At 69.6% G+C, this 18,340-nt stretch carries 16 protein-coding genes and 1 rRNA gene; 6 read left to right on the top strand and 11 right to left on the bottom strand.

What is annotated here, in order from left to right; genetic code table 11:
• Positions 1–18: 18 nt before the first annotated feature.
• The 7 genes from atzF to ACIA03_RS05015 form a co-directional block, all read right to left on the bottom strand.
• The gene (gene atzF / locus ACIA03_RS04985) at positions 19–1,716 is read right to left on the bottom strand and encodes an allophanate hydrolase (RefSeq protein ID WP_396979828.1); all 1,698 of its coding nucleotides are present in this window, start codon (positions 1,714–1,716) and stop codon (positions 19–21) included.
• Positions 1,713–5,402, bottom strand: coding sequence for an urea carboxylase (gene uca / locus ACIA03_RS04990; RefSeq protein ID WP_396979830.1), 3,690 nt, complete (start codon positions 5,400–5,402; stop codon positions 1,713–1,715). Before uca ends, atzF begins: the two co-directional genes overlap by 4 nt.
• A complete protein-coding gene (locus ACIA03_RS04995) occupies positions 5,399–6,163 on the bottom strand; it encodes an urea amidolyase associated protein UAAP2 (RefSeq protein ID WP_396979888.1) in 765 nt (254 codons plus the stop codon). The genes uca and ACIA03_RS04995 overlap by 4 nt, the downstream gene beginning before the upstream one ends.
• Before the next feature lie 23 nt (positions 6,164–6,186).
• Positions 6,187–7,041, bottom strand: coding sequence for an urea amidolyase associated protein UAAP1 (locus ACIA03_RS05000; RefSeq protein WP_396979832.1), 855 nt, complete (start codon positions 7,039–7,041; stop codon positions 6,187–6,189).
• Between the two features lie 472 nt (positions 7,042–7,513).
• The gene (locus tag ACIA03_RS05005; RefSeq protein ID WP_396979834.1) at positions 7,514–8,299 is read right to left on the bottom strand and encodes an HAD family hydrolase; all 786 of its coding nucleotides are present in this window, start codon (positions 8,297–8,299) and stop codon (positions 7,514–7,516) included.
• 81 nt (positions 8,300–8,380) lie between these two features.
• The gene (locus ACIA03_RS05010; RefSeq protein ID WP_396979836.1) at positions 8,381–9,079 is read right to left on the bottom strand and encodes a cation transporter; all 699 of its coding nucleotides are present in this window, start codon (positions 9,077–9,079) and stop codon (positions 8,381–8,383) included.
• A complete protein-coding gene (locus ACIA03_RS05015) occupies positions 9,079–9,414 on the bottom strand; it encodes an ArsR/SmtB family transcription factor (protein ID WP_396979838.1) in 336 nt (111 codons plus the stop codon). Before ACIA03_RS05015 ends, ACIA03_RS05010 begins: the two co-directional genes overlap by 1 nt.
• A gap of 295 nt (positions 9,415–9,709) precedes the next feature.
• Between ACIA03_RS05015 and ACIA03_RS05020 the strand changes: the two genes are divergently transcribed.
• A complete protein-coding gene (locus ACIA03_RS05020) occupies positions 9,710–10,288 on the top strand; it encodes a TMEM165/GDT1 family protein (protein ID WP_396979840.1) in 579 nt (192 codons plus the stop codon).
• A gap of 33 nt (positions 10,289–10,321) precedes the next feature.
• On the opposite strand, the gene ACIA03_RS05025 is transcribed toward ACIA03_RS05020, so the two are convergent.
• Together ACIA03_RS05025 and ACIA03_RS05030 are read right to left on the bottom strand one after the other, a co-directional pair.
• On the bottom strand, positions 10,322–11,554 hold the full coding sequence (locus ACIA03_RS05025; RefSeq protein ID WP_396979842.1) for an RNA polymerase sigma factor: 1,233 nt from the start codon (positions 11,552–11,554) through the stop codon (positions 10,322–10,324).
• Position 11,555: 1 nt separating this feature from the next.
• Positions 11,556–11,933 carry a YciI family protein gene (locus ACIA03_RS05030; RefSeq protein WP_396979844.1) on the bottom strand — a complete coding sequence of 126 codons (378 nt, stop codon included), beginning with the start codon at positions 11,931–11,933 and terminating at the stop codon, positions 11,556–11,558.
• Positions 11,934–12,108: 175 nt separating this feature from the next.
• Between ACIA03_RS05030 and ACIA03_RS05035 the strand changes: the two genes are divergently transcribed.
• Complete coding sequence (locus ACIA03_RS05035; protein ID WP_396979846.1) at positions 12,109–12,954, top strand: nicotianamine synthase family protein; 846 nt, start codon at positions 12,109–12,111, stop codon at positions 12,952–12,954.
• Here the strand turns inward: ACIA03_RS05035 and ACIA03_RS05040 are convergent.
• Positions 12,923–13,807, bottom strand: coding sequence for an LLM class flavin-dependent oxidoreductase (locus tag ACIA03_RS05040; RefSeq protein WP_396979848.1), 885 nt, complete (start codon positions 13,805–13,807; stop codon positions 12,923–12,925). The two genes, ACIA03_RS05035 and ACIA03_RS05040, sit on opposite strands and share 32 nt — an antisense overlap.
• Positions 13,808–13,929: 122 nt before the next feature.
• Here ACIA03_RS05040 and ACIA03_RS05045 point away from each other — a divergent pair, with 122 nt between their 5' ends.
• The 4 genes from ACIA03_RS05045 to ACIA03_RS05060 all read left to right on the top strand — a co-directional run bounded on the left by ACIA03_RS05045 (position 13,930) and on the right by ACIA03_RS05060 (position 17,634).
• A complete protein-coding gene (locus ACIA03_RS05045; protein ID WP_396979850.1) occupies positions 13,930–14,358 on the top strand; it encodes a YciI family protein in 429 nt (142 codons plus the stop codon).
• A 26-nt stretch (positions 14,359–14,384) separates the two neighbouring features.
• Entirely contained in the window at positions 14,385–15,614 is a 1,230-nt protein-coding gene (locus ACIA03_RS05050) for an RNA polymerase sigma factor (protein ID WP_396979852.1), read from the top strand.
• 21 nt (positions 15,615–15,635) lie between these two features.
• On the top strand, positions 15,636–16,901 hold the full coding sequence (locus tag ACIA03_RS05055) for an Nramp family divalent metal transporter (protein WP_396979854.1): 1,266 nt from the start codon (positions 15,636–15,638) through the stop codon (positions 16,899–16,901).
• A 379-nt stretch (positions 16,902–17,280) separates the two neighbouring features.
• On the top strand, positions 17,281–17,634 hold the full coding sequence (locus tag ACIA03_RS05060; RefSeq protein WP_396979856.1) for a hypothetical protein: 354 nt from the start codon (positions 17,281–17,283) through the stop codon (positions 17,632–17,634).
• Positions 17,635–18,037: 403 nt separating this feature from the next.
• On the opposite strand, the gene rrf is transcribed toward ACIA03_RS05060, so the two are convergent.
• A 5S ribosomal RNA gene (gene rrf, locus ACIA03_RS05065) occupies positions 18,038–18,154 on the bottom strand.
• Positions 18,155–18,340 lie beyond the last annotated feature (186 nt).

The following is an 18,340-nucleotide window of genomic DNA, read 5'->3' on the forward strand; positions in this document are numbered from 1 at the left end:
CGATATCCACGCTGAACGTTAAAGGCCCTGCTCAGACCGGTAACGACGCCAACCCCCGTGCGACGAGATATCGACAGCCTTATCCACGGCAAAAGGCTCGACGAGAAATCCCGATACCGAGGAGCCGTCGGCCAACGTGACCTTCCCGATGACCATCGGAGCAGGTACGCCACCCACGAATGTCCCGAAGCCCGCGGCGGGGACGCGCCACAGCTCGCCCTCGATCGGCACCCCGCTCCCGGCCTCACCGACCCGGACCAGTCCGGGCTTGGGCGGCACCGTCTCGAGCGCGAACAGTCGGTAGTCGGCGGAGGTCGACACCGGGCGCAGCATCGTCGCCCCGGCCTCGACCAGCTGGTGGTTGAGCGGCTGTCCCGACAGGTGTGCGCCGACCACGAAGAGATCGACACAGGGGCTGAGCAGCGTGTGTCCGAGCGCGGCCAGGGTGCGGTCGCTGCCGGCAGCCCCGGTCAGCATCACCCCGAAGGGCAGGCCGTCGACCTGGCCGGCCGGGACCGCGAGCGAGGCCATGTCGAGCAGGTTCGCGAAGTTCGTGTAGCGGCCCAGGCGCGCATTGGCGCCGACGGGATCGGCGGCCACCTCGGCCAGCGTGGGATGCCAGGTCGTCGTCGGCGTCAGCAACGCGGAGCAGCCGGTTAGGGCTTCCCTCCCCGCCGCTCCGAGCCGCGCCAGCAGGGCGACGTCCCGCGCCCAGTCGGCCGCGCTCGCCGAGGCCCCGCCGAGCACGATCTCGGCGACCGTCGGGTCCAGGTCGGTCCCGATGAGGTCGCGGTTGGCCTCGATGTGTGAGCCCACCGCGGCGTACCTCTCGGCGACGAAGGCGCCCTCGTAGAGCAGCCTGGCGGCGTCGAGCAGCGGCGAGATGTCGGTCTGGACGATCTCGACGCCGGCGGACGCGAGCCGCTCGACGACGGCGGCGAAGGCGGCGGCCCACCCCGGGGCGAGCCCGTCGAGATGCTCGCCTGTCGGCACCGCCACCCTCGGGACCGGCGGCAGCCCGGCATCCGCCGGCAGCGTACGTGACAACGGATCCGACGGATCGGGACCGGCCATCAGCTCCGCCGCCGCCCGCGCGGACCCGAGGTCCCGGGCGAAGACGGTGACGCAGTCGAGCGTGTAGCAGGCCGGCACGACGCCGGTGACGGGCACCAGGCCGCGCGACGGCTTCACCCCGACGATGCCGTTGAGCGCCGCCGGAACGCGGCCGGAGCCCGCGGTGTCGGTCCCCAGCGCGAGGTCGACCAGCCCGAGCGCGACCGCGACCGCAGAGCCCGACGAGGACCCGCCCGAGATCCGGGCCGGGTCCCAGGCGTTGCGGACCGCGCCGTACGGACTGCGGGTGCCGACCAGCCCGGTCGCGAACTGGTCGAGGTTCGTCTTCCCCACGACCAGCGCTCCGGCCGCACGCAGCCGGGCGACCGCGGTGGCGTCGGCGGAAGGCGTGTAGGCGTACGAGGGCGCCCCGCCGGTCGTCGGCAGGCCGCGGACGTCGATGTTGTCCTTGACCGCCAGCAGGCGTCCCGCCAGCGGCAGGACGTCGCCGCCGGCCACCTTCGCGTCGATCGCAGCGGCCTCCGCGAGCAGGTCGGCCCGCGTACGCAGCGAGATCCAGATCTCCGGCCGGTCCGATGCCTCGATCCGGTCGAGGGCCGCGGTGGCACGGGAGACCGCGCCACCGGGAATCGCAGGGATCAAGACGCGGACCCGTCGAGAGGCCGTACCGCGGCGATGACCTGGCCCGGGACGATCTGCTCCCCCGGCTTCACGTAGATCTCGACCAGCTCGCCGGCGACGGGCACGGGGACGCTCGCCTCCATCTTCATCGCCTCGACGACCATCAGCGGCGCGTCCTGGGCCAGCCGCGACCCGCGGCTCGCGACGACCTTCCAGACGGTCGAGGTGAACGGGGCGGTCACCTGCACGCACCCCTCCGGCACCACGACCTCCGAGGGTTCGCCCCGCGCGTCGATGCGATCGCAGATGTCGAACTCACCGGCCGCCATCCAGCGCTGCCGCTCCTCCTCGAAGGCAGTGGACTGCTGGTCGCGGAAGGCCGCGATCGAGTCCGCGTTGGCGGTCAGGAAGCGGTCGTACTCCTTGATCGAGAAGGTGCCCTCCTCTGTCTCGAACCACCCGCGGCCGGCGTCGACCTCCGCCCGCAGCTCGAGGAGCTCGGCGGCGGAGACGGGATACCACTCGATCCGGTCGAAGAACCGCAGCGCCCACGGGTCGTCGTGGAAGAGCCCACCGACCGACGTCGACCTCCGGAAGCGGTTGAACACCTGCGTCGTCCGACCGACCAGCTGATAGCCGCCCGGCCCCTCCATGCCGTAGATGCACATGTACGCGCCGCCGATCCCGACGGAGTTCTCCGCCGTCCAGGTGCGCGCCGGGTTGTACTTCGTCGTCACCAGCCGGTGCCGCGGGTCCAGCGGCGTCGCGACCGGCGCACCCAGATAGACGTCCCCGAGCCCGAGAACCAGGTACGTCGCGTCGAAGACGGTCCGGTGGACCTCCTCGACCGAGGCGAGCCCGTTGATCCGGCGGATGAACTCGATGTTCCACGGCGCCCAGGGGGCGTCGTCGCGTACGCCGGCGGTGTAGCGCTCGATCGCCTCCCGGGTCGCCGGGTCGTCCCAGGAGAGTGGCAGCCGCACCCGCCGCGAGGGCACGGTCAGCTCCGAGGTGGCGGGCAGGTCCTCCTCCAGCTCACGCAGCAGCCCGGCGACCTGGCCGGCCCGCAGCACCGAGGAGTCGGTGTGCACCTGCAGCGACCGGATCCCGGGGGTGACGTCGATGATGCCCGGGGGCGCGTGCTCGGCCAGGGCCGACTGCAACGCGTGCACCCGCATTCGGAGACCCAGGTCGAGCGTCATCGGCCCGTACTCCACGAGCACGGAGTTGTCTCCGCTGCGCCGGTAGGTCACCTCGGGTCGCGCCGGTGTCTCCGGCAGCCGGCCGAGAACTCCGTCGTCACCGTCGCCACCCGTCGACTCCACCGTGGCGGAGGAACGGTGGTTGACCAGGCCGGCCGCCTTGCCCTCCCGCACCGGCACGAACCGAACTGCGTCCCCCGGACGCAATTGTCCGATCTTCCACAGCTCACCGCTGGCGACCACCGCCGGGCAGACGAAGCCGCCCAGTGACGGCCCGTCGGGGCCGAGGATGATCGGGGTGTCGCCGGTGAAGTCGAGCGACCCCACCGTGTAGGGCGTGTCGTGGATGTTCGAGGGATGCAGCCCGGCCTCGCCCCCGTCGGCACGGGCCCAGGTCGGCTTCGGCCCGATCAGGCGTACGCCGGTGCGGGCCGAGTTGTGGTGCACCCGGTAGGTCGCCGAGTAGAGCTGGTCCAGGTCCGCGCGCGTGAAGAACTCCGGCGCCCCGTGCGGACCCTCGGTGACGCCGATCTCCCAGCTGTTGGTGAGCGACGGCCGCCGCGACACCGGCGTCGCCGCCGGCTGCGCCTGCGGGTCGACCGCGGTGCCCGGGCGGAGCACGTCACCGCGCTGCAACGTACGTCCGGCGTGCCCGCCGAACCCGCCCAGCGTGAACGTCGAGGCACTGCCCAGATAGTCGGGTACGTCCAGGCCACCGCGAACCGCGATGTAGGTCCGCAGCCCCGGCCCGTCGGTGCGACCCAGCGTCAACGTCGCCCCCGCGGGGAGCTCGATCGGCTCCCACTGCGGGGCCTGGACGCCGTCGACGCTGACCGGCATCGGGGCGCCGGTCACGCAGACGACGGCGGGATCGGAGAAGACCAGCGTCGGCCCCCCGGCCGTCGCCCGGCCGGTCGCCAGCGGCACCGTGACCTCGAGACCCGGGGCGCCCCGGTGGTTGCCGACGGCCAGGTTGGCCTCGGCGAAGGAGACCGGGTCGAAGGGACCCGAAGGCGGGACGCCGACCTGCCAGTAGCCCACCCGGCCGGGAAGGTCCTGCACGGTGGTGAGCACACCCGGGTCGAGCACGTCGATGCGCGGATCGGGGTCGCCACCGCTGCCCGCCTTGGCTCGTTCGGCCAAGGTCGAGGTCGAGTGCGTGGCCGAGCGGAGCTCGGCGTACGTCGTCATCGCGCGCAGCGCCGAGACGTTGGTGACGATCCCGTCGATCCGGGTCTGGGCCAGCGCTGAGCCCAGCGTGTCCAGCGCCTCGTCGCGGGTCGCGCCGGTGGCGATCACCTTGGCGAGCAGCGGGTCGTAGTGGGGCGAGACCTCGAGCCCGGTCTCGATCCAGGAGTCCACCCTGACGGTGTCGGACGCCTCCGGCAGCGAAGCGCGCGTGACCAGACCGGACGACGGCATCGAGTCCTTGGCCGGGTCCTCGGCGTAGACCCGTGCTTCGACGGCGTACGCCCGGGGTGCGGGGCACCTGCGGAAGAGCTCGTCGGGCAGCGCGGTGACGCCGTCGCGGGCCAGTCGCAGCATGAGCGCGACGATGTCGATGCCCATGACCTGCTCGGTGACGGCGTGCTCGACCTGGAGGCGGGTGTTCATCTCCAGGAACGAGATCTGCTCGCGGCCCGGGTCGTAGACGAACTCCACGGTTCCGGCCGAGCGGTAGGAGACCGACTTGGCGAGCTGGCGCGCGGAGTCGTGCAGGACGGTGCGTACGTGCTCGGGGAGCGAAGGCGCGGGCGCCTCCTCGATCACCTTCTGGTTGCGGCGCTGCAGCGAGCAGTCGCGGTCGCCGAGCACGGCGACCTGGCCCTCCCCGTCGCCGAAGACCTGCACCTCGACGTGGCGGGCGGGCCGCACCAGGCGCTCCAGGAACACCCCGGCGGTCCCGAAGCTGGTCTGGGCCAGCCGGGCGACCCGCTCGAAGGCAACCCGCACGTCCGACTCCGAGGTGCACGCGGTCATCCCGATGCCGCCACCACCGCCGGTCGCCTTGACCATCACCGGCAGCCCGATCCGGGCAGCCTCCTCGGCCGCCTCGTCCGGGCCGGAGAGCAGCCCCGTGCCGGCCAGCATCGGCACCCCGGCGTTCTCGGCGAGCCGCCGAGCCGAGTGCTTCTCGCCGAAGGCACTGATCTGCTCGGGCGTCGGGCCGACGAACCGAAGCCCCGCCGCCTCCACCTCACGGGCGAAGGCGGCGCTCTCGGACAGGAACCCGTAGCCGGGATGGAGCAGCCCCGCGCCGGTGCGCAGGGCTGCTGCGATGATCAGGTCGCCACGGAGGTAGGAGTCCCGTGCGGGCGCGGAGCCCAGACAGACGGCCTCGTCGGCCTCTCGCACGTGTGGTGCCGCTCGGTCGGCCTCGGAGAAGACCGCGACCGTACGCATCCCGAGCTCGCGCGCGGACCGCATCACCCGGCGGGCGATCTCCCCTCGGTTGGCGACCAGGACGGTGTCGACGGACAGTCCAGCTTCGGCCCCAAACGTCATGCGTCGGCCTCGTAGTCGACGTCCGGCTCGGACACGATCATCCGCAGCGGCGTCGGGTTGAAGTCGTTGCAGGGGTTGTTCATCTGCGGGCAGTTGGAGATGAGCACGAGGGTGTCGATCTCGGCACGCACCGCGACCCGCTTGCCGGGCGCCGACATGCCGTCGACGATGCCGAGGGCACCGTCCTCCTCGACGGGCACGTTCATGAACCAGTTGATGTTGGAGACGATGTCGCGCATGCCGAGCCCGTGCTTGGCCCCCTCGGTGAGGAAGTTCTCCCGGCAGCCGTGGTGATACATGACGTGGTGGCCGTAGCGCAGCGTGTTGGACTCCCGCGAGCAGGCGCCACCGATGGTGTCCTGGCGGTCGATCTCGTTGCCGACGACGGTCATCAGGGCGCGACCGAGGTTGCTGCGCAGCACGGTCCCAGTGCGGATGTAGGCGTTGTCCTGCCACGCGAGCGTGTCCGGCGCGCTGTAGCGCTCGTCCGTGTGGTGCGCGTTGTAGAGCAGGCAGTCACCCGACTGGTTGCCCCCGACATCGACGATCGTCAACACCTGCCCGGCACGTACGACACCCGACCACGAGGCCCGCGGAGCCACCTGCTCGTCCAGCACGACGGGACCCGGCACCAGCGGGTCACCCCACTCCAGGTGAGTGCCGTCGGCGTACGACGCACCGACCGGGACGCTGGAGACCAGCTGCCCGTCGGGCGTCAGATAGGTGGTCACAGGGACGGGAATGGTCGTCACAGGCCTCATCACCGGGTTGTCGATCGTGGTTGTCACAGGCCCCGAGCCTCCGCGTAGTCGAGTGTGTTCAGATATGCCCGCCGCACCTCGGGAGAGGCGTCGAAACGCTCGTCCGCCGGGGTGGTCGGGGTGGTCTCCGGCGTACGCCAGGCGTGCACGCGCAGCGGCCCGACGATGTACTCCGGACGTGGGTCCCGCGGATGCGGGACGTTGGCGATCAGCACGATCAGTGGCAGCTCGGCCACGAGCTCGACCGAGGTCCCGGCACCGGACGAACCGGACCAGTCGAAGCTCCCGTCCTCGGCCACGCGGACCCCCTGGAAGAACGACACCGACGGAGGTACGTCGGCCGGCCCGAGCCCGTTCTTGGCGGCCGCCTTCACGAAGAGGTCACGACCGGCCGGCGCCGGCCCCTCGGGCAGCGCGGTGCCGTAGCGCAGCGCGTTCCAGGCGGCGGTGCTCGTCCCGCAGAACGCGTCGTGACGGCCCGAGGTGTCGGCGAGGATCGTGGCGAGCACCCGGCCGTCCCCGGAGAGCAGCGGGTGGCCGGCGCCGAGGTAGGCCTGCCACGGGATCTTCTGGGTGTCTGCGACGTTGAGCCGCTCCGTCGGCTCGAGCGCGTTGTAGACCAGGGTGTGGGCGCAGGCCTCACCGGTCGGGTCCTCGAGCCGGAACCGCGTGCCGCGGGCGAGAACCTTGTGGGTGTAGCCGCCGGGCGCGACCGTCTCGGCCCACGTCAGGCTCTCCGGGTCGACGTCGTCCGGACAGAACGGGCTCGTCGACGCCGGTAGGTACGGCATCCAGTCGCTGACCTGCCCCCCTTGCGCGCGAGCGTCTGCCCGTGCGTTCAGCACCGTGTCCGTGCTGTGGTCTGCAGCTAGCGCCACCCGCGTCCTCCTTGAACCATGATGAACCTGTCGACTGACAGGTAAGCATGTCGGTCAAGGGCGTCGGGGGCAAACCATGACTGTTGGAAACCTGAGTCCGAAATGTGGGGTCGGAGTCGGAGAAAAATCTTCCCTGTCGGTCGATCGATTCTTACCGTTTTCAGCGTGAACTGGCTAGGGGTGAAGGACCATTTGCCACCGAATTCACGCCTACAGTGCCGCCTGATGGAGCGATGTCGCCGAGGTGGCGACAGGCCAGATGGAAGGGAAATCTGTCAAAAGACAGGTAACATGGCCGGTGTGATATCGGACACCGTTCCGATGGCGATCAGGAACCGTGCCGAGGAGCGGACCGAAAGACAAAACGGATCCCTGATTCCGCTGACATCGCCCCTCAGGAGTGGGACCCTGACCCGGGCCGGACAGCCCTCCCGCACCACCGACAGGTCGGTCATCGGCCCTCGGCTGGACATCAGCGGTTGGATCTCTTCGATCCCCACGGCACCACATTGCCGGAGACGAACGTCCGCGATTCGGACCCTTTGCGCGGCATCGGGACCCCGATCATCCCGACGAGCTCACCCAGGTCGCTGATCGTCGGCCCGGTCCAGTCCGGATCCAGGTCGAAGGCGAGGTCTTCGTCGGGCTCTTCGAGCGCCTTGGCTCGGAACCGCACGGCCCGCATGCCGACCGTCTCGGCGCCACTCAGCTCGTGATCGGCGCCGTCACCGACATACACGCACTCACTGGTCGGAACCTCCAGCGCAGCCGCGGCGACGAGGTAGGCGCCCGAGTCGGGCTTGCGTACACCTGTCTGGCAGGAGAAGGAGACGGCATCCAGGTGGTCGGCGAGGGGGCTCTCCGGCCAGATCGCGACCGTCTCGGCCGAGCAGTCGGCGACGAGGCCGAGCTTGAAGCCTCGTTTGCGCAACGACTCCAGCGCCGGCAGGGCCCAGGTCGCGGCGTGCAGAGACAGCTCGTAGTTGAGCCGCCGCGTGATCGCGCTCTCCACCTGGGACTCCGTGGGTGACCCGCCGACCCGCCTGGCCAGATAGCGCACGGTGTGGTGGACATCGGCCATCAGGCCACGTACGCGTTCGTCGAACGTCGCCGAGACCGCCGCCGCGAACGCGTCGGGGTCGACACCGAGATCCACTCCCATCGCCCTGGCCACCGCGTCGTGCTCGGCCCGGTGGCCGCTCGGGACGAGCGTGTCCTGCAGGTCGAAGAGGACCGCACGCACTCCGGCCTCCTCCATGGCCTCAGCGTAGCCAGGTTCGAATCCTTGCTGGAGAACTTCGAAGAATCCGTAAAGATTACGTCCAGCAGCGGTTTCCGGTCAGCAACAGCCACAGGGCTCGTCAGGACGACCGTTGTCGACGAATGCCTCGGCGGGCGAACAGCAGACCTCGCCTCGCCAGGCGTTCACGCCCTCGCGGATCGCGACGGCCGCGATGGCCAGCGCGGCAAGGGAGTCGGCCCACCACCAGCCGAGCAGGCTGTTCAACACCAGACCGAGCACGAGCGCGGCCGACATGTAGGTGCACAGGAGCGTCTGCTTGGAGTCGGCGACGGCGGAGTGCGAGCCGAGCTCGGTGCCCGTACGCCGCTGCACCCATGAAGCCAGCGGCATGACCAGCAGGCTCAGCACCGCCATGCCGATACCGACGTTCGAGTGCTCCGCCGCCCGGTGCATGACCAGCGCGCTGATGGCGTCGACGCTCACGAAGGCGGCGAGTGCGAAGAACGAGCAGGCGATCACCCGCAACGCGGCCCGCTCGCGCCGCTCGTGGTCGCGGCCTGCGAACTGCCAGGCGACCGCGATCGCGGAGGCCACCTCGATCACCGAGTCGAGCCCGAAGCCCACCAGCGCAGCCGATCCCGCTCCCACCCCGGCGACGAGCGCGACGACAGCCTCGATCACGTTGTACCCGATGGTGAAACCCACCAACATTCGCACCCGGCGTACGAGCGCCGCCCTCCGCTCGGGCGCCGGACCGGAGATGACGAGCTCGGCCTGATGTGTCCCGTGCCCCATCAGCAGCACTCCAGCTCGTCGGCGCCGGCGCAGGCGGCCTTGTCGGTGATCAGGACCAGCCCGTGGAGGTCGGCCAGAGCATGGGCCACGCGCTGGTCGACCAGCTCATAGCGCGTACGCCGCCCCTCGGGCACGGCGACGACCAGACCGCAGCCACGCAGGCAGGCCAGGTGGTTCGACACGGCCTGGCGGGTCGCCCCGAGCGAGTCCGCCAGCTCCGCCGGGTAGGCCGGTCCTTCGCGTAGCCGCATCAGGATCCGGGCGCGGGTGGCGTCGGAGAGCGCGTGCCCGAAGCGGGCGAGCGCGTCCAGGGAAGCCGTCGTCGTGGTGACCATGGACAGATAGTACATCGGATCCTGAATTCAGTAGATCATGTATTGAGTCGGAGTGACCCAGGCCATGCCCGCGCGACTGGGACGTACCTCGGCCCGTGTCCTAGACTCACGACCACGAAGGGGAGTAGTCCTCAACAGTCGCGTCGACACACTGGCCCCCGGGCCCGGCGCGATCGGCCACGAGAGTGGCGGACGAGACCTTCGACCAAGCACCCGTATATCTACGTGACGGTGCTGGTCGAAGGATGTCCACCCCGCATGCGGATGCCCCCGGCCGGTGCCGGAGAGGAACCCTGTGTACGCCTTCCTGCTGTCGACCGCGGTCATCTTTGTCGCCGAGCTCGGCGACAAGAGCCAGCTGATGGCGATGACCTTCGCCACCCGCTATCGGGCTCGGGACGTGATCCTCGGGATCACCGCCGCCACCGCGATCGTCCATCTCGCCTCGGTCGCCATCGGCGCGCTCATCGGAGACGCCTTCGCCGAGCACCAGCACTACATCACCATCGTCGCCGGGGTCGCCTTTCTGATCTTCGCCGGCTGGACCCTGCGGGGCGACGAGCTCACCGAGGACGAGGCCAAGAAGGCGCGTAACAGCCGCGGCATGGCGATCTTCGCCGTCGGGATCGCGTTCTTCCTGGCCGAGCTCGGCGACAAGACGATGCTCGCGACGATCACCCTGGCCACCCAGGAGGGCTGGCTCGGCACCTGGATCGGCTCCACCGTCGGGATGGTCGTGGCCGATGCGCTCGCGATCGGGGTCGGCGCCCTGCTGGGCCGCAACCTCCCCGAGAAGGTGATCAAGTACGGCGCCGCCGCCCTGTTCGCCGTCTTCGGGATCATCCTCGTCATCGACGGCGCCGTGCAGATGTGATCCGTCAGCTCTGATCCCTCGGCCGTGCGGCCGTCAGCGGTGGTCGAGGGCCTCGACCCGGCGGTTCAGATAGCGCTGCTCGGGCACGCTCTGGGTCAGCCGGGCCGCGAGCACATAGTGCTCCCGAGCCGCGGCGAGGTCGCCGGACTGCTCGAGCAGGTGCGCCAGCACCGCATGGGCCCGGTGGTGCCGCTGCATCGCCGGGTGCTCCAGCAGCTCGCGCACGATCTCGATCCCGTGCTCGGGGCCGAGGCTCATCGCCACGGCGACGGCCCGGTTGAGCGTGACCGCCGGCGAGGGCGCGACCTGCGCGAGCATCCCGTAGAGCAGGTTGATCTGGAGCCAGTCGGTGGCTTCGTACGACTCCGCCTCGGCATGGACCGCGGCGATCGCCGCCTGCAGCTGGTAGCGGCCCACCGGTCCCTCGGGGAGAACCTCCTCCAGCAGCGCGACACCCTCGCGGATCAGCTCCTGGTCCCACTGCGAGCGGTCCTGGTCCTTGAGCGGGATCAGGTCGCCGAGGTGGTCGACGCGCCCGCACGAGCGAGCCTGGGTCAGCAGCATCAGCGCGAGCAGACCGGTGGCCTCGTCGTGCTCCGGGAGCACGCCGCGCACGATCCGGGTCAGCCGGATCGCCTCGTCGGTGAGCTCGATGCCCTGCAGGTCCGGGCCGCTGGTGCGGGTGTGGCCCTCGTTGAAGATCAGGTGGCAGACGTCGAGCACGCACGCGATCCGCTCGGGCAGCTCATCGGGCGCCGGCGAGCAGAACTCCTCGTCCTTCAGGGTCGCCCGCGCCCGGCTGAGCCGCTGCCCCATGGTCGCCTCCGGAACCAGGTACGCAGCCGCGATCTCCGCCGTCGTCAGACCGCCCACGCACCGCAAGGTGATCGCCACCTGGGAGGGGCGGCGCAGCGCGGGATGGGCGCACATCATCATCAACCGCAGGGAGTCGTCGTAGGCCGAGCCGATCTCCACCGCCGCCGGGTCGGGCTCGTCGAGCCGACGGGCCATTCCGTCGGCGACCTCGCGCCGGGTCCGGGCGGCGTCCGAGCGCATCTGGTCGATCAGCCGCCGGTGGGCAACTCGGATCAGCCACGCACGCGGGTCTGCCGGCAGGCCGTCGCGGGACCACTGCCGGCTCGCCGCGATCAGCGCCTCCTGGGCGGCGTCCTCGCAGTCGGGCAGGTCGGGATGGACCCGCAGCAGGGCGCCGAGGACGTGGGCGGACTCCTGCCGCCACACATCCTCGACCCCCGTCACCGTCATGTCAGTAGGTTGCCACCGGCCGCAGCTCGACCGTCTCACCGGGGCCGCTGAAGCTGCGTACGACCTCTTCGGCTCTCTCCTGGGACTCGACGTCGATCAGGAAGAAACCGGCCAGATGCTCCTTGGCCTCGGAGTAGGGACCGTCGGTGACGATCGGCTCGCCGGCGTCCCAGCGGTAGAGCTTGGCCGAGGCCGGGTCCGCGAGCGGCTGCCCGCCGAGGAGCTCCCCGTTGGCCGAGAGCTCCTCCATGATCCCCTCGAAGGCCGCGTTGAGCTTCTCCCTGGCCCCCTGCGGCAGCGACTGGATCTCGGGGGTGAAGTCACCCGTGGGGTGACCCCACGGCTGCGGGTTGGAGTGGATGAGGATGACGTACTTCATGACTCTTCCCTTTCAACGGCGCCTCCTGGGCGCCTTCCGTAGGCGTGCTTACGGGGGTACGTCGTAGCCGGCCGGCGTGGTTCTACATCGTCCCAGAAACATCCGTGCCACGGAGCGGGTCTCCTCGATGGAACTCCCTGCAGCGGCCCCCGCCGATATGGAAGGGTTGCCCGTTGTGAATCCGGGAGCGTTCGAAGCCATCGACGAACGCCTGGTCTCCACCCTCGACGACCTGCTCGACCAGCAGTCCCTGGCACCCGGCATCGTCGTCAACGCCCTCTTCAACCGGTTGGTGACCGCGGTGCTGAGCGTGCCCGAGTCCGCCGCCGAGGCGGTGCTGGCGGCACTGCCGCCGTCGCATTCGCCGGCCGTCTTCCGTGCGGTCGCGGCGGCCGGCGAGCACGCGCTCGAGCGAGTCTGGGCCCACCAGATTTCGCGCGCGCCCGACCCAGTGGAGGCATTCGCCCGCTTCCCCTACCGCGAGAACTACCGGCTCCTGGTGGAGATGGAGCTGGAAGCCGTACGCCGCCAGGGCACCACACCACGACACGTCCTGCTCCTCGGCTCGGGGCCGCTTCCGCTGACCGCGCTCTGCCTCGCCGACCAGGGCATCACGGTGCACTGCGTCGACCACGACGCCGAGGCGATCAGGCTCTCCTCCGCCGCGTTCGGGCGCCTGGGCGCCGCCGGCGTGACCTTCGAGCACGCGGAGGCTGCGGCCGCGACACCGCCGCGACCCGTCGACGTCGTGCTCCTCGCCGGCCTGGTCGGCGCCGACGACGCCGCCAAGGCTGCGGTGCTCGACAAGGCGGTCACCCACCTCGGTCCGAGTGGTCTCGTCCTGGCGCGGAGCGCCCGGGGGCTGCGTACGCTGCTCTATCCGCGGGTCGGCCCCGCGGCGTTGGCCGGCCTGACCGTGGTGGCCGAGGCCGACCCCGAGGTCGACGCCCCCGGGACCGACGTGATCAACAGCGCGATCCTCGCCCGGCCTAGAGAGCCGGGTCGAGCACCTCGGCCTTGAGCTGGGCGGCCCGCTCGATCCGCTCGGCACCGGTCTTCCCGAGGTTCCACGTCGGCAGGATGAACTCGTCGAATCCGGCCTCGACGTAGCGCCCGACGAAGTCCTGCAGCTCACCGGCCGAGCCGGTCTGCGTTCTGGCGAAGCCTGGGTTCGCGCCGTCGAGATCGAGCATGAGGTTGGTGGTCGTCCTGATCGTGGACGGGTCACGGCCGACCTGCTCGCACGCCTCCAGGAGCTTGGCCCGCACCGCGCCCGCGCTCTCGGGCGTGCCCCAGGTGTTCCATTCGTCGGCGTGCCGGGCGACGACCCGCAGCATCCGCGGGCCCTTGGCACCGACCAGGATCGGCAGCGGCGAGGCCACCGGCTTCGGTTCGCACGGGGCGTCGGTGAGTTGGAAGTGGGTCCCCTCGAACGTCGTCCGCGGCTTGTCGAGCAGCGACCGGGTGACCTCGATCGCCTCCTCGAACCTGTCGACGAGCACCTTCGCTCCCGGCAGCTCGAAGCCGTACGCCTTGTGCTCGTTGATCTGCCAGCCGGCGCCCATGCCGAGCACGAAGCGGCCGTTGGCGATGTGGTCGATCGTCGCGGACCGGTTCGCGAGCAGCGCCGGGTGGTGGATGGTCGTCGGGGAGACGAGGGGCCCGATGCGTACGTTCTGGGTGGTCGCGGCCAGCGCCGGCAGGATCCCCCAGACCTCGTGCATCGGTCCGTCGTCGACCTCATCGGAGCCGGTGTTGGGCATGTAGTGGTCGGCGACCCAGACGCCGTACCAACCGGCCTGGTCGGCGGCCTGCGCCTCGGCGAGGATGTCGGCGGTGGGGAAGACGAGGTTGGGCCACAGCGAGATCTTCACGTCCCCAACCTACCGAGGCCCCAGAAATATTCTTGGCAGCATTGTCGATCCCGCGTAGACCTCGTTCGACCAAGGGGTGAACGGGCCGGCAAGACGGCCCGACAGACACAGGAGATACCGAGATGCCGAAGTACATGCTGATCTGGCGCACCATCGACGAGGAGAAGCAGAACGCCGCGATGGCCGCCATCCCCTTCGAGCAGATGCTCGAGAAGATGGGGCAGCTCAACGACGAGCTCATCAAGGCGGGCGTGCTGCTCGCCATGGAAGGCCTGGACCCCGAGGAGCACACGGTTGTCACCTATGCCGACGCCGATGAGCCGCCGGTGGTCACCGACGGGCCCTACGGCGAGACCAAGGAGCTCTTCGGGGGCTTCTACCTGATCTCGGTCGGCTCGAAGGAGGAGGCGGTCGAGTGGGCCAAGCGGCTCAGCTACTTCCCCGGCTCCGCCGTCGAGGTCCGCCGGGTGCCGACGATCGACGAGTTTCCGCAGGACAACCCCTGGATCCAGAAGGAGCTCGACTGGCGGACCAAGAACGGGCAGCTCTGAGGACCGAGACCACCGAGGAGACACCGATGAGTGACGCGACGCGCGCCGTCGAAGCGATCTGGCGCATCGAGTCCGCCCGCATCGTCGGCGCGCTCGCGCGCTACACCGGCGACTTCGCCCTCGCCGAGGACGCAGCCCAGGAGGCGCTCGCCGAGGCGCTGGTGTCCTGGCCCCGCGACGGCCAACCGGCCAACCCGGTCGGCTGGCTGATGACCACCGCCAAGCGGCGGGCCATCGACACGATCCGCCGCGCCGGCGTCCAGCGCGAGAAGTACGAGGCCATCGCCCACGACCAGGACGAGGCGTACGCCGACGACCTGGATGTCGAGCGGATCGACGACGACGTCCTCGCGCTGATGTTCGTCTCCTGCCACCCGGTGCTCTCCAAGGAGGCCCGGGTGGCCCTGACGCTCAGGGTCGTCGGCGGTCTCAGCAGCGAGGAGATCGCCCGGGCGTTCCTGGTGCCGGTGCCGACGATCCAGGCCCGGATCACCCGCGCCAAGAAGACGATCGCGGCCGCGAAGGTGCCCTTCGAGGTGCCCGCGCCCGACGAACGCCGCCAGCGGCTCGCCGGCGTGCTCAACGTCCTCTACCTGATCTTCACCGAGGGCTCGACTGCCACGTCCGGCGAGGACCTGATCCGCACCGACCTCGCCCGCGAGGCACGCCGACTGACGCGCGTGCTGATCGGCGTGCTGCCGGACGAGCCGGAGGCGTACGGGCTGCTGGCGCTCATGGAGCTCACCGCCTCCCGCTTCCCGGCACGCACCGACGCTGCCGGCGACCCGATCCTGCTCGAGGACCAGGACCGCACCAGATGGGACCAGGGCGCCGTACGCCGCGGCCTCGCCGCCCTCGAACAGGCAACCCCACGTGGCCTCGGCCCCTATGGCCTCCAGGCCGCGATCGCCGCCACCCACGCGGTCGCCGATTCGGTCGAGACCACCGACTGGGAGCGGATCATCGTCCTCTACGAGGCCCTGGGCAGGATCGCGCCGAACCCGATCGTCGACCTCAACCGCGCCGTCGCCGTCGCGATGGCCCAGGGGCCCGTGCCCGCCCTGGAGATCGTCGACCGGATCGCGGAGGACAAGCGGCTCGACCACACCCACCTCCTCCCGACCGTACGCGGCGAGCTGCTGCGCCGCCTCGGCCGGACCGTCGAGGCGCACGCGGAGCTGGAGCGGGCGGCAGCGATGTGCACGAACGACCGAGAGCGTGCCGTCCTCCGGCAAAAGATCGCGGAACTTACCTAAAAGGGGGTATACCTGTCCCCCATGTCACAAGCAGCGAGGACAGAGACGTCTCAAACCCCACGCTGGCGGATCCTGGGTCCCGGCCTCGTCGTGGCCGCGACAGGTGTCGGCGCTGCCGATCTGGTCGCGACCCTCATCGCGGGCAGCAAGTACGGCTACGCCTTGCTGTGGGCGGTGGTCGTCGGTTGCGTGCTGAAGGTCGTGCTCGTCGAGGGCGCGGGGCGCTACAGCCTGGCGACCGGCGAGACGATCTTCCAGGGCTGGCGGCGCCTGGGCATCTGGACGACGATCTACTTCGGCCCCTACATCGTGATCTGGGGCTTCATCTACGGCGCCGCGGCGATGGCCGGCACCGGCTTGGCCCTGGCGGCGCTGTTCTCGTTCGCCTCGGTGAAGGTATGGGGCATCGTCTCCGGGCTGATCGGTCTCGCCATCGTGTGGACCGGCCGCTACGGCCTCTTCGAGAAGTTCCTCGCCGTGCTGGTCGGGATCATGTTCGTCACGATGATCGGCGCCGCCTTGGTGACGCTGCCCAACCTCCCCGAGATCCTGCTCGGCCTGGTCCCGACCATCCCTGAGGGATCGCTGGTCAACCTCCTCTCGGTCGCCGGCGGCGTCGGCGGCACGATCACCCTCGCCGCCTACGGCTACTGGCTGCGCGAGAAGGGCTGGAGCACCCCGAGCTTCATGCGCGTGATGCGGCTCGACAACACCACGGCGTACGTCGTGACCGGCGTCTTCGTGGTCGCCACCCTCATCGTGGGCGCGGAGCTGCTCTACTCGGCCAACATCGCGATCGGCACCGGCGACCAGGGCATGCTCGACCTGTCGAAGGTGCTCGCCGACCGCTACGGCAACTGGTTCGGCAAGCTCTTCCTGATCGGCTTCTGGGCCGCGGCGATGTCCTCGCTCGTCGGTGTCTGGAACGGTGTCAGCCTGATGTTCGCCGACTTCGTCGGCACCCTGCGCGGTCGGGCGGACCAGCCCGAGGCGCAGAGCGGCGGTATCTGGTACCGCTCCTACATCCTCTGGCTCACCTTCCCCCCGATGATCTGGCTGCTGCTCGCCGACCAGCCCACTTGGCTGATCCTCATCTACGGGGTGCTGGGCGCCTTCTTCATGCCGTTCCTGGCCATCACTCTGCTCTGGCTGCTCAACACGGGCCACACCCCCGCGGAGTGGCGCAACAAGTGGGTCTCCAACATCGGCCTCATCATCTGCGCCCTGCTCTTCGCCTGGCTCGCCTTCGACCAGGTACGCACCTCCATCTCAGACCTCCTCGGCTGAGGCGCGAGCCCGCCGAGGGTGTCCCGGCGGGCATTCCCAGGACAGGGGCTCCGAGCAGGCGTTATCTTTCCCGAACGCCTGCTCGGAGAGAGATGCCCGAGCCCACACGGAAACCTCGAGTCAGCCGATGCGCTCTGTCCACGTCGCGACCATCGTCGTCGCCGGCACCTGCCTTCTCGCCTCATGTGGCGCGCCAACCGGCCCATCCGAGGCCGCCAGTCAGGTGCCGAGCGCACGCGCGAGTCCCTCGCCTACGGACGCCCCGACTCCCAGTCCGACGCCGTCGCCAGCGGACACTCTCGAGTCCCTCGACACCAAGTACTTCACGATCAGCTTCCCCGGCCCTCAGCCCGAGAAGGAGGTCGAGAAACACGACAACATGGCTCAGACCACCTACACGATCGATCTGGACTCGGGCGACCGGATGGCGATCACCGTGCTCGACCTCAACCCTGGGATCCCCTTCGACCTGACGCAGGGCATGGCGGGCGGCGCGGAAGCCATGGGCGGGAAGGTACTGGCCAGCAGGAACATCAACATCGACGGCTGGCCGGCCATCCGCGGCCGCTACTCCATGAAGGTCGATGAGAGCACCGGAACCGGGTGGGCCACGGTGATCGACAAGAACCAGGACGTCGTCCTGGCCATGACCTACGAGGGCTGGAGCATGCCGGACACAACGGCGGCGCCGAAGGTCTACGAACGGGCTCTGGCCAGCATCAAGATCAAGTAGTGGGGCCTGCCGCTTTGCCGATCCGCGCCCCCGGCGCGGACTCCTCGCAGGGCTCAAATGGCAGTTGCCCGGCGCCTCGAGGGCACCGGGCAACTGGAGAAGCTCTGGATCAGCGGCTGGTGACCAGCTTGATGGCCACACCGAGACCCGCGGCAATGAGGGCGGCGATGAGCAGCTTCTTGACCATGGGAACTCCTAGTTCGAGACGTTGATACGGACCCAACTATGTCATTGGACCCCGTGACGCCGCTCACGTCAACCGGGCGTGGCGCGAAGAGATCGCCATGATCATCATCTCGACAAGCTCGATACACCGCATCTCGACAAGCTCGATACGCTGCGTCGCAATGGGCATAAATGGCAGCAGGGCCACCTCCGAAGAGGTGGCCCTGCGCAAAGTTATGTCCGGCGGCGTCCTACTCTCCCACAGCCTCTCGGTTGCAGTACCATCGGCGCTGAAGGGCTTGACTTCCGGGTTCGGGATGGGACCGGGTATTTCCCCTTCGCTATGGCCGCCGTAACTCTAGAGATCACGCTCCCCGTGTTTCCGGGTGGTGACCAAACCTGTGTTACAACAGTTGGTTGTGGACGCGAGCCTTGACGGTCTTCGTTTGTTGTTTTTGTTGAGGGTTTATGAAAGATAAGCCCTCGGCCTATTAGTACCGGTCGGCTGGGCATCACTGCTGTACACCTCCGGCCTATCAAC

The sequence above is a fragment of the Nocardioides sp. NPDC051685 genome (genome assembly GCF_044453405.1).
Taxonomy (GTDB): Bacteria; Actinomycetota; Actinomycetes; order Propionibacteriales; family Nocardioidaceae; genus Nocardioides.